At 68.0% G+C, this 13166-nt stretch carries 10 protein-coding genes; 8 read left to right on the forward strand and 2 right to left on the reverse strand.

Annotation, left to right across the window (positions count from 1 at the left end):
• The first annotated feature begins 117 nt into the window (after positions 1-117).
• The 3 genes from GS424_RS14360 to GS424_RS14370 all read left to right on the forward strand — a co-directional run bounded on the left by GS424_RS14360 (position 118) and on the right by GS424_RS14370 (position 3885).
• The gene (locus GS424_RS14360) at positions 118-1506 is read left to right on the forward strand and encodes a hypothetical protein (RefSeq protein ID WP_160941168.1); all 1389 of its coding nucleotides are present in this window, start codon (positions 118-120) and stop codon (positions 1504-1506) included.
• A 94-nt stretch (positions 1507-1600) separates the two neighbouring features.
• Positions 1601-2128: a PadR family transcriptional regulator gene (locus tag GS424_RS14365; RefSeq protein WP_160941169.1), complete on the forward strand. Its 528-nt coding sequence runs from the start codon at positions 1601-1603 to the stop codon at positions 2126-2128.
• A 272-nt stretch (positions 2129-2400) separates the two neighbouring features.
• Positions 2401-3885 carry an MFS transporter gene (locus GS424_RS14370; protein WP_160941170.1) on the forward strand — a complete coding sequence of 495 codons (1485 nt, stop codon included), beginning with the start codon at positions 2401-2403 and terminating at the stop codon, positions 3883-3885.
• A gap of 22 nt (positions 3886-3907) precedes the next feature.
• On the opposite strand, the gene recN is transcribed toward GS424_RS14370, so the two are convergent.
• A complete protein-coding gene (gene recN, locus GS424_RS14375; protein ID WP_160941171.1) occupies positions 3908-5593 on the reverse strand; it encodes a DNA repair protein RecN in 1686 nt (561 codons plus the stop codon).
• Between the two features lie 293 nt (positions 5594-5886).
• Between recN and GS424_RS14380 the strand changes: the two genes are divergently transcribed.
• A complete protein-coding gene (locus GS424_RS14380; RefSeq protein ID WP_160941172.1) occupies positions 5887-7233 on the forward strand; it encodes an MFS transporter in 1347 nt (448 codons plus the stop codon).
• A 31-nt stretch (positions 7234-7264) separates the two neighbouring features.
• Here the strand turns inward: GS424_RS14380 and GS424_RS14385 are convergent, their stop codons facing one another.
• Positions 7265-9187, reverse strand: coding sequence for a leucine-rich repeat protein (locus tag GS424_RS14385; protein WP_160941173.1), 1923 nt, complete (start codon positions 9185-9187; stop codon positions 7265-7267).
• A gap of 171 nt (positions 9188-9358) precedes the next feature.
• Here GS424_RS14385 and GS424_RS14390 point away from each other — a divergent pair, with 171 nt between their 5' ends.
• From GS424_RS14390 to GS424_RS18010, 4 genes are all read left to right on the forward strand, one after another.
• Positions 9359-10927 carry a vWA domain-containing protein gene (locus GS424_RS14390; protein WP_160941174.1) on the forward strand — a complete coding sequence of 523 codons (1569 nt, stop codon included), beginning with the start codon at positions 9359-9361 and terminating at the stop codon, positions 10925-10927.
• Positions 10928-10938: 11 nt separating this feature from the next.
• On the forward strand, positions 10939-12453 hold the full coding sequence (locus GS424_RS14395; protein WP_160941175.1) for an AAA family ATPase: 1515 nt from the start codon (positions 10939-10941) through the stop codon (positions 12451-12453).
• Between the two features lie 105 nt (positions 12454-12558).
• A complete protein-coding gene (locus tag GS424_RS18005) occupies positions 12559-12894 on the forward strand; it encodes a DUF1016 N-terminal domain-containing protein (protein ID WP_244977568.1) in 336 nt (111 codons plus the stop codon).
• A gap of 19 nt (positions 12895-12913) precedes the next feature.
• Positions 12914-13078, forward strand: coding sequence for a hypothetical protein (locus GS424_RS18010; protein ID WP_244977731.1), 165 nt, complete (start codon positions 12914-12916; stop codon positions 13076-13078).
• Positions 13079-13166: the final 88 nt, after the last annotated feature.

Below are 13166 nucleotides of genomic sequence, written 5' to 3' on the forward strand. Positions count from 1 at the left end.
CAGCCCGATGGCTGCCGCCTTTTTTCGCAGTGCATCCGCCCGGTTTCGCAAAGGATGCCTGCAGCTCCCTCCCCCATGCTAGCATTCGAGGGTCACCGTACTCGAAGGAGGCCCTCTGTGAGAAAACGACTGTTCGCCCTGGTCGCAATCCTTACCCTTGTCTGCTCGCTCGCGCCGAGCGTCGCGTTTTCGGACGAAGGAGGCGATTCCGGCGCCCTCATCGCCGTCGAGATCGAGATCGGCGCGGACGGAACGCCCGTCGCCGCATGGGGAGAAGGTTGGCGCTACGACGCGGACGCAGGGAGACTTACGCTCGATGCCGGACGCACGTTCTCGCTTACCGGAGCCGCATACACCGGGTCAACCACCAATACAGGCACGATAGTCGGCGGCGAGTTCGGCGGCTACGTGTACAACTACGAGGGCGGCGTCGTTTCGGGTGGCGTATTCAACGGCGGCAACAACAGCGTGACCAACTACGGCACGATACGCGGCGGCGAGTTCAACGTAAACGTATACAACAGCGGGACCATCGAAGACGGCACGTTCAACGACGGCGCGGAAAACGACTCCGATGGAATCGTTTCGGGCGGCACGTTCGGCGGCGTGATGTTCTTCAATAACGGCATCATCGGCGACGGGGTGTTCAACAGCGACACGACCTACAATTTCGGCGAGATACGCAACGGAACGTTCGGCAAAGCGGTCGAGTCGAACGGCGGCACTATTTCGGGCGGCACGTTCGCGTCCACCGGCTCCGTTTCGAGCCAGTACGGCGGCATTATCGCGGGAGGCACGTTCGACGGCCCCGTCAGCAACTGCGACTCCGACTTCGACCCCGAATACAACCGTGCCACTATCACGGGCGGCACGTTCGCGGGCGCGGTAGCGAACCACGACACCATCGAAGACGGGACGTTCTTCGGCAACGTGACCAACGCGGGCACCATCGAAGGCGGCTTCTTCGCGCTTCCCCTCATTGAGCAGGGCGGAGCGACGAACGCGTGCGTCTATCCGGTGCGTGCAACCCTGACCGGGCTTTCGATAGCGGAAGCCGAAGACGCGGAGCTGGTCGCGACGTACGAGAAGGACAGCGACGAGAGCAATCGTCTCACGCTCGTCGCCGGCGAAGGGTACGCGCTGCCCGACGCGATCTCCGTGCGCTGCGGGACGGCGGGCGGGCCGGAGCTCGTCGCGGGCGTCGATTACGCCTACGATGCGGCATCAGGCGCGATCGCCATCAAGAAGGGCTCCGTCGTTGGGCCGCTGTTCGTCGTCGCGAACGGCGTTGTCGCAGGTGAGCCGCCGATCCCTCCCGAGCCGACGCCTTCGACGCCCGACCCCGCGCCCACGGATGCGGCGGCTCCCGCGGTCCCGTCGAGCGCCACCGCTCTTGCCGCAACGGGAGACGGCGCGCTGCCGCAGGCCGCGCTCGGCATCGCCCTGCTGTCCGGAGGCGCGCTTGCCCTGTGCGTCGCGAACCGCCGGAAGCGCTCGCGTCGTTAAGCGCTTCTTGTTTCCCGCTTCCTGCTCCCCGTTCTTTCCCCTTGCGATTGAATACTATCAGTGATAGTATTTGCAGCGACAGGAAGGAGCGTCCATGGCAAGCACGTCGATCGAGATCATGATCCTGGGAGCGCTCATCGAGCGGCCGATGAGCGCGTACGAGATGGACAAGACGCTGGAAGAGCGCAACGTCCGCCGCTGGATACGCATCAGCTCGCCGTCGGTGTACCGCAACGTCATCCGCCTGTGCGACGAAGGCTACGCCGACGGCACCGTCGTCAAGGAGGGCGAGATGCCCGAGAAGACGGTGTACACCATCACGGACAAAGGTCGCGAGCGGTTCGCCGAGCTTATGGGCGTGGCGGCGGCGCTGCCCGCGCGGGTGGACTTCGGCTTCCTGCCCGTCTTGGCGAACATCAGCCTCGTGGACGAGGAGACCGGCCGCGCCCTCATCGACGAGCTGATCGAGACGCACCAAAGCACGGCCGAGCGCGTGGATCGCCTGATTCCCGCATACGGGCGCCTCGAGGCGCAAGCGACCATGGAACTGTGCGCCGACACCTACCGCCTGGTCGCCAAGCACCTCGAGCAGTTCGAGAAGAATCTGTACGGCGATGCTTGACGCGCAAAACGCGAACGAATGTTTCACGTGAAACATTGCGTCGCCCGACGCCCTCCCCCGCGTTGCGCCCGCTTTCCCCTTGTTTCGCTCATCGGCCCCGAATCGGCCCCGCGTGCGTCCGTGGAGAGCCGTGTGGATCGATGAGGATCCTCGCGGTCGCACCGTGGAGAAGGAGGGGGTGCCAACGCACGAACGAACTGATGAACCGGGTTGCCCGGTTTCTTTTTCGGCATTAACTATCATTGATAGTAGTATTGTAGATAGGAGAAATCATGGACGTGGAAGATTTGAGGGAACAGGCGCTCGACGCGGGAACGCGCACTTCGGCCGCAGCCGCGCGCACCAGGGCGCTCGAGGACGCGGCGCGCGGCGCGGCTCGGCGCAACGGGCGGACGCAGATGGAGAGCAAGCCCTTCCCCACCGCCGCCGTGCTGGGAGGACTGGCGTTGAGCCTGTTCATGGCCGCGCTCGACGCTACCATCGTGAGCACCGCCATGCCGAAGATCGCCGCGGGCCTGGGCAGCTTCGACCACTACACCTGGCCGTTCACCTCGTATCTGCTCACCTGCACGCTGGCGACGCTGCTGTGCGGCGCGTGCGCGACGCGCTTCGGGCACAAGCGGGTGTTCGCCTGCGGCATCAGCGTGTTCGCCATCGCGTCGGTGTGCTGCGCGTTGTCGAACAGCCTCGACACGCTCACGGCGTGGCGCGCCGTACAGGGCGTGGGCGGCGGGCTCGTGGAGGCCGGCGTGTTCATCGCCATGGCCGAGCTGTTCGAACCGCGCGTGCGCGGGAAGTACATGGGCATCCTCTCGTCCATGTACGGCCTGGCCAGCATCGCGGGGCCGCTGGCCGGCGGGCTGATCGCCGACACGGTTGGCTGGCACTGGATATTCCTGGTCAACCTGCCATTGAGCATCGTGGCGCTCGTGCTGGTGGTGCGGTTCCTTCCCGGGAAGCAGGCCCATGCGGAGCGGTCGTTCGACCTGCCTGGCGCCGCATGCGCAGCCGCCGCCGTGGTGCCGCTCACGCTGGCGTTCAGCCTGACCGGCAACGCGTTCGCCTGGTTCTCCGTGCCGTTTTTCGGGCTTCTCGCGCTGGCGGGCGTCATGATCGCGGTGCTCGTGCTGGTCGAACGGCGTCGCGATCACGCCATCGTGCCGGTGCGGTTCTTCCGCCGCGCGCAGGTGAACGGAGCGGTGGCGATGGGGTTCTGCTCGCAGTTCTCCCTGCTCGTCGGCGTGATGTTCGTGCCGCGGTTCGTGCAGGAGGGGCTGGGGCTGTCGTCGACCGCCTCGGCGCTGGCCACCATCCCCATGACGCTGGCGCTCGTGGTGGGCAGCACGCTGGCGGGGCGGGTGTTCGGGGCGAACGGCCGCATGCGCATCATCAGCCGCATCGGGTTTCTCGCGCTGGGCGTCGGGGCGATGCTGCTGTGCCTGGTGAACCCCGAGACCGGCATGGTGCAGCTCGCGTGCTCGTCGGCGGTGCTGGGGTTCGGCATCGGCGTGAACATGCCCATGACCAACATCGCCGCCCAGACCGCCGTCGAGCCGCGCGACATGGGCAAGGTCACCTCGCTCGCGCTGTTCTTCCGCGGGCTGGGCGGCACGGTGGGATCGGCGGCATGCGGCGCGGTGGCCGGCGCGTCGTTCGCGAGCGCCGCGCTGCCCGTGTTCACCCTCTGCATCGGCGCGGCGGTCGCGGGCCTCGCGCTGTCGGGCACGCTGCCGCGGCTCATCGAACGCCGCAGGTAGAGGGCGCGGCGGCGGGAACGCGCTAGTCGACGGCCCGCTCGAGCAGCTCGCGCGCGTGGGCGAGCGACGTCTCCGTGGCGTCGCCCGACAGCATGCGCGCGATCTCGGCGGGTCGCTCGGCGCTGTCCAGCTTGCGCAGATCGGTCTCGGGCATGGCGTCCTCGTCCCCCGCAGCCTTCTGCACCACGTAGTGCGCCTGGCCGCGGACGGCCACCTGCGCGAGATGCGTGACGACGATCACCTGGTGGGTGCGCGCGAGATCGGCCAGCACGTCGGCCAAGGCCACGGCGGTCGAGCCGCCCACGCCGGCGTCCACCTCGTCGAACACGAGCGTGTCCACCTCGTCCACCTCGCCGAGCACCACCTTCACCGCCAGCATGACGCGGCTGACCTCGCCGCCCGACGCGATGCGCGCGAGCGGGCGCGCCTGCATCCCGGCGCCCGGGCGGAACAGGAATTCCACCGCTTGCGGCCCCACCTTCGTCCACTGGTCGCGCTCGAGCGGCACGAGGTCGCACACGAGCTGCGCGCCGCCCATTTCCAGACGGCCCATCTGCGCCGTCACGGCCTCGGCGAACCGCGGCGCGGCCTCGGCGCGCGCCTCGGTCAGCGCGACCGCCGCCTGCGCGAGCGCCTCTTCGGCCCGATCGAGCTCCTGCTGCGCCGCGCGTTCGCGCTCGGCGGCATCGTCTACGAGCGACACGAGATCGGCCGCCTCCGCGCGACGCTCGAGCACGTCCTCCATGCGCGGGCCGTACGTGCGCAAAAGCCCCTGCAGCGAAGCCATGCGCTCCTGCTGCTGGGCGAGCGCCTCCGGATCGAACTCCACGCCCTCGCGGTAGTCGCGCGTCTCGCGCGCCATGTCCTCCAACACGTAGCCCGCCTCGCGCAGCGCGTCGGCGAACTCGCCGAGTTTCGCGTCGTAGCGCGCCGCGCCGTCGAGCGCCGAGATGGCGCTGCCCAGCGCGTCGATGGCCCCCTCTTCGCCCGCGAGCGCCTCGTGTGCCGCGTTCGCGGACACGGCCAGCGTCTCGGCGTGCTCCACGCGCGCCAGCTCGTCGAGCAGCTCGTCGTACTCGCCCTCGCGCGGATCCACCGCGTCGATGCGTTGCAGCACGAAGCGCGCCTCGTAGAGCTTGGCCGAGGAGGCCACGCCCGCCTCGCGCACCCGCGCCAGCTCGGCCGCAGCCGCGTTCGCCGTCGCGAACGCATCCTCGTAGACGGCATGCGCCTGCGCCACCGCCTCGCCCGCCCACGCGTCGAGCATGCGCACGTGCTGGGACGTCTTCATGAGCTGCTGGTGCTCGTGCTGGCCGCACAGGTCGATGGTGGGCGCCACGGCGCGCGCGAGCTCGCCGACGCTGGCCATGCGGCCGTCGATGGACACGCGCGAGCGGCCGTCGGCCGTCACGCGGCGGGTGGCCACGAGCTCCCGGAGGTCGTCGAAGTCGCCCGCATCCAGGTCAGCGTCGGATTCGGCGCCGTCGGCGGAGGCGATGCCGTAAAACCTTCCCGACACGGCGAGGGCTTCCTCGCCGTCGCGGACGGCGTCCTTGTCGGCGCGCGCGCCCATGAGCAGCTTCAACGCCGAGAGCAGCGCCGTCTTGCCCGCACCCGTCTCGCCCGTGAGCACGGTCAACCCACGCGCCGGCACGAGTGTCGCCTCGCGGATCAACGCGAGGTTCTCAACCTGGATCTCATCGATCATCGCGCACCTCTTCACACCTTCGATCGTTCTGGAACCATCAAGTATACCAGCGTCGAAGAGCCTCATCGGAGAGATTCCCCCCAGTCGCGCAAACCCAGCGCGGTTCTCACGCCGATCCAACGCGGATGGCTCTCCGATCCAACGCGCTATCAACGCGTTTCCGACGCGAACCTGCCTCCGCAACCGATTCTTGCGGGGAATTCCAACCAAAAGCGCTGGTGACGAACAAGGCGCAACCGCAAACTGTTGGGGAATCGAACGACCCGCCCTTCCCCGATCACAAGGAGCACCCCATGAGCACGCCATCGAACGCACCCGACATCGACAACAACCGCGGACCCGTCGCCGCCGTGGGCGGCCGACGACTGCCGCGCCGCTGGCTGGCGGCGGTCGTCGCGGTGTGGGCGGGCTTCGCCTTCACCAGCTTCGCCAGCATGGCCGCGAACTACGCCGCCGTGTGGTATGTCACCGAAACCACCGGCAGCCCGCTCGCGCTGGCCGTCGTGTACGTGTGCGCTTTCCTGCCCGTCGGTTTGCTGGCGCCGCTCGGCGGCGTGGTGGCCGACCGCTTCAACCGTAAAACCGTCATCATCGTCTGCGACCTCTTCATCGCCGCCATAGCGCTGGTCGTGGGCGTGGCCATCGCCGTCGGGCACGTGTCGTTCCCGCTCGTGCTGGTCATGGCCACGGCGTGCGGCGTGGCGCAGGCGTTCCGCACGCCCTCGTTCAACGCCACCATGCCGCTGCTCGTCCCCGAGAAGCACCTGCTGCGCGTCAACGCGCTGGACAACCTGTTGAGCAGCATCTCGATGATCTGCGCGCCCGCGCTCGGCATCTTCCTGTACACCACCCTCGGGTTCCAGGCGGTCATGTTCGTCGACGTCGCCGGCGCGCTGCTGTCGGTGCTCGCCATGCTGGCCGCCAGCGTCCCCACGATCGTCGCGCACGACGTGGCCAACCAAAGCGCGCTGCAGAACGTGAAGTCGGGGTGGCGCGAGCTGTCGGCGGCCAAGGGGCTGCCGGTCGTGGTGCTGTGCGTCGTGCTGGGCATGATGGCGTACGGGCCGCTCGACTCCATCCTGCCGCTCATGGTGTCGTCGCACTTCAACGGCAACGGATACATGGCCTCGCTCGTGACGGCCGTGTTCGGCATCGGCATGTTGGCCGGCTCGGCAGCGCTCATGGTACGCGGCGGCAGCACCTGGCTCGCCCGCATCATCGCCGTCGCCGCCATCGTGGTGGGGCTGGCCACCATGGTTGCGGGCATGCTGCCCACCGGCATGTTCACCGTGTTCGTGATCGCCATCGGCGTGATGGCCATGGCGTGCGCCGGCTTCAACGGGCCGCTCATGACGCTCATGCAGAAGAACGTGGACGAGGAGAAGCTCGGGCGCGTGATGGGGCTGCTGTCGGCGTTCATGGGGCTGGGCATACCGCTGGGAACCGCCATCGGCGGCGCGGTGGCCCAGGGCATCGGCGTGACGAGCTTCTTCGTGGCGGACGGCGCGGTCATCCTGGCGCTGGGCGCGGCGCTGCTGCTCATGCCGAGCGTGCGGGCGCTCGACGCGCGCACGAACGCCCTGGCCGCCGCGCAACCCGCAGCCGACGCCGCCGACGCGGAAGCGGTTGCCGCCGAGTAGCGAGCGGGCAGGATGCTCGAGCGCAAAAGGGCTACAGGGCGAACCGCTCCTTCGCGCTCGTCGGCTTGGTCTGGGCGCGGTGCTGCTCCATGAGATAGAGCACGCAGTCGGTTCGGTTGCAGGCGCGCAGCAGCTCGATCTGCCGATCGAACGTGCGCTCGTCGATGAAGCCGTCCCGCACGAGCGCCTCCACCATCGCCCGGTCGCCCTCCTGGGCCACCCGCTCCTGAGCTGCGCGCTCGCAGTCGCGCAGGTACGCCACCAACGCCGCGCGCGTCGCGTCCTCCAAGCGGTACGGCACGGTCAGCCGATGCAGCACCGCGCCCAGCTTGTCCGGCAGGTTCTTTCCCGAGCGCAGCAGGTCGTCGTAGCAACCGTAGTCGAACGGCACGCCGTCGGAAGCGTCCGCCACGAAACACGTGAGCAGCTGATCGGCGGATACGTGCACGATCGTCCCCGTATGCTCGAGGCGGCACACCGCGTATTCGAAGCTGCCCTCCCCGATGGAGCGCACGCTGGCCGGGATGGACACGGGCCCTTCGAGGACGCGCGAGCAGAAGCAGTGCGCGCCGATGACCTCGAGCCCCTCAGGAAGCGCGAGCCGCTTCGCGTTGCGGCACGCGTTGTCGCGCTCGACGACGCGCACGGTATCGGCCACCACGAGCGAAGCGGGAGCGTACGGCAGCGCGCGCACGCCGATGCGCACGAGCGGCCGCCCCTCCACCGCGCGCGGCAGCACGAGCACATCCTCCGGCGCAGCCGAATGCGCGGCCACGTGCGCCACCTGCCCCGGCGACGGCGCCTGCGCCACCGCGCTCTGCCCGCGCAAGGTCGCCGCGCGCACGGCCGCGGCGGCCGCGAACCGCTTCGACACCGAGGTGGGCGCGGGCGGCCCGGCCACCAGCACCGCGCCCGCGTCGTCGAAGTCGTACCAGCACCCTTCGCGCTCCACCGCGCGCGGCCCCGCCAGCCGCACGCCGCGCGCCGCGAGCGGGCGGTGCGCCAACGCTTCGGGCGGGCACAGCCACACGGCGTCGTCCCATCCCTTCGCGTCCACGCGCGCGAGCGTCGCCGGGCACGACACCACCGAAGGGGGCTCGCACCCGGCGGCGAACGCCGCCGCGCCGATGCGCTCGACCCCCGCCGGCAGCTCGATGCGCTCGTCGTACGGCGAAGCCAGGAACAGCAGCGACGCCCCGCCATCGGCGAACAGGTTGCCGTCGCGCGCGGAGAACCGCCCGTTGCGCGCGTCGACGGAATACTCGCGTCGCCTGAGGCGCGGCGACACGCCGGCGAGGTCGCATGGCTGCTCGCCCAGAATGCGCACGCCCGCCCCCAGATGGATGCGCTGCACCGACAGCGCCAAAAACGCGTTCGCGCCGATACGCTCCACCGTGTCGGGAATCGCGAGCAGCCGCACCCCGACGCCCTGCACAAAACGGCGTGCGAATGCCTCGGCCGCGATGCGCACCACCGGCACGCCTTCCAGATGCGCAGGCAGCGCCACCACGAGCCCCTCGCTTCGCCCGACGGCCGCTGCGAAGCGTCGGAGGTCCACGGCGACGATGGCGTAGCCGTCCTCGTCGCGGCGCACGCCGAGCGCCCCGCGCAGGTCGACCGCCTCCGGCTTCGCCCCCTCCTCCCGCGCCTTCGCTGCACGGCGTTCCCGCTCGGTGGCCTGGGCAAGCAGCGCCTCGCGCTCCTCGTCCGTCAGGCCCATCCCCAGCGATCCCACCACCAGCAGGTCGCCGTCGGTTCCCTCGTCGGCACCGTGCGACGCCCACGCCCGATAGGCCGGAAGCTGCGGCGACCACACCTCGCCGTCCACGGCCCGCGCCGCGTCCACCACGTCGACTTCGGCGATGTCCAGCATCGGCTCGTTTTTATGCACTTGCACAATAAGATTGTCGATAGGGGTTTCCACATCGAAGAACACCAGATCACCCATAGGCATAGTTTCGTGCTACCTCCCAAAACTTATCGCCACGCTGCGTGTTTACCACCCGCTTCCCCCATGCTACACTGCCCGTGGTGGCGATGGCAAGCACCAAGCCGACGCGTGTCGAGCACGCGCGCACCGCGCTGCCGCCCGCCGCCCCACGCACCATCCGTCGAAGGAGGCCCCATGGCGTCCGATGCCGCCGAGCCGCTTGCCCGCCAAGCCCTCGACCTTGCGAAAAACGCGTTGCTCGTGAACCTGCGCTTCATGAACGCAGCGTTCGCGCGCCTGCATCCCTTCCCCATCGCGGGCGCCACGTTGGCCACCGACGGCACGCACCTCCGCTACGATCCCGCCGCGCTCGCGCGCCTCTACGCCGCCGAGCCGGCCGAGCTCACCCGGGCCTACCTCCACATCGTGCTGCACAACGTGTTCCTGCACCTCTACCCTGGGCCGCACGTGGACGCCGCACGCTGGGACGCGGCCTGCGACATCGTGGTGGAGCGCACCATCGCCGAGCTCGACCTGCCCGCCACCCGCACCGTGCGCGCCGCGCGCCAGCAAGCCGTCCTCGCCCGCATCGATGCGGCGTTACCGCTGGCCACCGCCGAAACCGTCTACCGCTACCTGCAGGACGAGGGCTTCACCGAGGCGGAGCTGGCCGAACTGCGCGCGCCGTTCTACGTGGACGACCACGATCCCTGGTACCGCCTGACGGCCGCCGAGGGCGAAGATGGCGGCGATACCGAGGAGGGACACCGCGCCGAGGAGCAGGACGACGGCGCATCCACGGCGCCCGCGTCGGGCCCCGCCGAGAACGGCACCGATGCCGAGCTGCCGCCCGACGCGGCCCGCGCCAAGCGCAGCCACGCCTCGCATCGCGGCATGGATCCGGACGACATCACGCAAAAGGAAGCGCCCGAGAACGCCAAGCCCTCCGTGGGCGAACGGTTCGCCGACACGGTGAACCTCGACCGTTCGCGCGAGCAGTGGAAGAACGCCGCGCTCGAGATGGGCGTGCAGCTGGACGCGTACGCGAAGCTGTGGGGCATGAAGGGCGCGAACCTCGCCATGAACCTGCGCGCCGTCACGCGCGAGAAGCAGGACTACCGCGAATTCCTGCGCAAATTCGCCCGCATGGGCGAGCAGATCCGCGTGAACGACGACGAGTTCGATTACGTCTACTATTGTTACGGCCTCGAGCGCTACGGCAACCTCCCGCTCATCGAGCCGCTCGAGTACGTGGAGGAGAAGCGCATCCGCGACTTCGTCATCGCCATCGACACCTCGGCCTCGACGAAGGACGGCCTCGTGCGCCGTTTCATCGAGAAGACGTACGCCGTCCTCGAGCAGGAGACGAGCTTCTTCGCCGACATGAACGTGCTCATCGTGCAGTGCGACGCCGCCATCACGGACGTCGCGCGCATCGCGAACCTGCGCGATTTGGACGACTACCTGGACGACCTCGAGATCAAGGGGCTGGGCGGCACCGACTTCCGCCCCGTCTTCGCCTACGTGGACGACGCCGTGGAGCGCGGCGACCTCACGAACCTCGGCGGCCTCATCTACTTCACCGACGGCCAGGGCACCTACCCCGCCCGCAAGCCCGACTACGATACCGCGTTCGTCTTCGTCGACGACGCGTCCGCCGCCGCCAGCCCCCACGTTCCCGCGTGGGCCATGAAGGTGGAACTCGACGAAACCGTCATATTGGACGACGCCCCGCACGCGGCGAGCAGGCCGCGCCCACGCTAGAAAGGAAAGCCATGGATATCCGTCAGGCAAAGCAGCAGATCAAAAACGCGATGGTCGCTTACTTCTCGAAGGACGAGTTCGGCAACTACCGCCTGCCCACCGAGCGGCAGCGGCCCGTGTTCCTGCTGGGCGCGCCCGGCATCGGCAAGACGGCCATCATGGAGCAGATCGCGCAGGACCTCGACGTGGGGTTCGTGTCGTACTCGATGACGCACCACACGCGCCAAAGCGCGCTCGGCCTGCCGTTCATCGCGAAGAAGACGTACGACGGCGTGGAATACGACGTGTCCGAGTACACGATGAGCGAGATCATCGCCGCCGTGTACGACGCCATGGAAACCACCGGCAAGCGCGAGGGCATCCTGTTCCTCGACGAGATCAACTGCGTGTCGGAAACGCTGACGCCCGCGATGCTGCAGTTCCTGCAATACAAGATCTTCGGACGCCACCGCGTGCCGGACGGCTGGATCGTGGTGACGGCCGGCAACCCGCCCGAGTACAACCGCACGGCGCACGATTTCGACATCGCCACCTGGGACCGCCTCAAGCGCATCGACGTGGAGCCCGACTTCGCCGCCTGGCGCGACTTCGCCGTGGAGACGGGCGTGCACCCCGCCGTGCTCACCTACCTCGACATCGAGCGCGATCACTTCTACCGCGTGGAGACCACCGTGGACGGAAAGTCGTTCGTCACGGCGCGCGGTTGGGACGACCTCTCGGCCATGATGAAGCTCTACGAGGAGCGCGACATTCCCGTGGACGAGCTGCTGATCGGCCAATACGTGCAGAACGCCGAGATCGCGAAGCGGTTCAGCGTGTACTACGACCTGTTCACGAAGTACCGCGCCGACTACCAGATCGACCGCATCCTGGCCGGCGAGGCCGACGCCTCCGTGCTCGACCGCGCCCGCGAGGCCGCCTTCGACGAGCGCGTCTCGCTCATGGGCCTCATCACCGACGCCCTCGGCAGCCGCCTGCGCGACGCCGTGCTGGAGGAGCGCGCCGTGGCGTTCATGCACGGGAGGCTGGCCGCGATGCGCGACGCGCTCGAAGGCGATGATGCGAACGCGTTGCCCCTCCTGCGCGAAGAAGCCGCCTCGCTGCAGGCGCGGCTGACCACCGAGCGCAAAGCGGGGCTGCTGTCGGATGAGAAGTACGTGGCGTACGAGCGCACGCTCGCGCTGATCGACCGCGCGCTGCGCTGCGACGCGGCGGGTGGCGGCGTGCCGTTCTCGCGCGTCAAAGAGCTGTTCGCCCAGCAAGTCGACGCGCTCGACGCGCGCATCGCAGCCACCTCGAGCGCGCTCGACAACGCCTTCCGCTTCGTCGAGGACGCGTTCGGCGGCGGCCAGGAGATGCTGTTGCTCGTCACCGACCTGTCCGTCAACCGCTACGGTATGGCCTTCATCAACGACCACGGCTGCGAGCGCTACTTCGCCCACAACGAGAACCTCCTGTTCTACGAACGAGGCTCCGACCTGGTCGACCGCATCAACCGCCTCGATCTGACGGAAGAAAACGCTTGAAATACGAACTTGTGTTCTATATAATGGAGTGCATCGTATACCTTGGCTGGGTGCTACCCTAACTTTCCCGCAAAGGACAGCCGCCTTCTTGAAAGGAGGCTGTCCGTGGAGCAGATTTACGACCCTACCCCGGATGAAGCCGTCTATCAATCCGTTCGCAACACGCTCGAAATCGCCGAAGCGCAGGGGGATCGCGCCGAATACGGCAAGCATCTGATGGAGTATCTGTCAGAGCGGCTGACAACCGAGTTCGGCAAGGGGTTTACGGAGAGAAACCTTCGCGCCATGCGGCAACTGTATCTGGCCTTCCCAATTCGGCACACACTGTGTGCCGAATTGAGCTGGTCGCATTATCGCCTGATCATCCGTATAGAAGACCCTATTCGTCGCGACTTTTACGTACGTTCCGCCGTCAAGGAGCGCTCAATGCACCCAGCCTGACGACAATCCCACGATCGGCATCGTCCTCTGTGCGAATCGCAACGAGGCGGTTGCCAAGTATTCCGCACTCGCCGACGGGAAAGGAATATTCGCCTCGCAGTACGTGCTCTGCCTGCCAACCGAGAAGGAGCTGTCGCAAGCCCTCGAAACAACCTATCTGCTGGCAAGCGAAGGGAACGACTAATCTCTGTCGCCCCAAAACATCTTCGCCCGAAACACACGCCTCACGCGCCTGAGGCGTGTGTTTCGGGCGAAGATGCAACCCTGCCGCC

Source organism: Eggerthella guodeyinii (assembly GCF_009834925.2).
GTDB classification, from domain to species: domain Bacteria; phylum Actinomycetota; class Coriobacteriia; order Coriobacteriales; family Eggerthellaceae; genus Eggerthella; species Eggerthella guodeyinii.

Excerpts from the sequence above, each read along its gene's own strand:
- GS424_RS14365 (WP_160941169.1), top strand. The coding sequence starts at position 1,601 with ATGGCAAGCACGTCGATCGAGATCATGATCCTGGGAGCGCTCATCGAG.
- GS424_RS14370 (WP_160941170.1), top strand. The coding sequence starts at position 2,401 with ATGGACGTGGAAGATTTGAGGGAACAGGCGCTCGACGCGGGAACGCGC.
- recN (WP_160941171.1), bottom strand. The coding sequence starts at position 5,593 with ATGATCGATGAGATCCAGGTTGAGAACCTCGCGTTGATCCGCGAGGCG.
- GS424_RS14380 (WP_160941172.1), top strand. The coding sequence starts at position 5,887 with ATGAGCACGCCATCGAACGCACCCGACATCGACAACAACCGCGGACCC.
- GS424_RS14385 (WP_160941173.1), bottom strand. The coding sequence starts at position 9,187 with ATGCCTATGGGTGATCTGGTGTTCTTCGATGTGGAAACCCCTATCGAC.
- GS424_RS14390 (WP_160941174.1), top strand. The coding sequence starts at position 9,359 with ATGGCGTCCGATGCCGCCGAGCCGCTTGCCCGCCAAGCCCTCGACCTT.
- GS424_RS14395 (WP_160941175.1), top strand. The coding sequence starts at position 10,939 with ATGGATATCCGTCAGGCAAAGCAGCAGATCAAAAACGCGATGGTCGCT.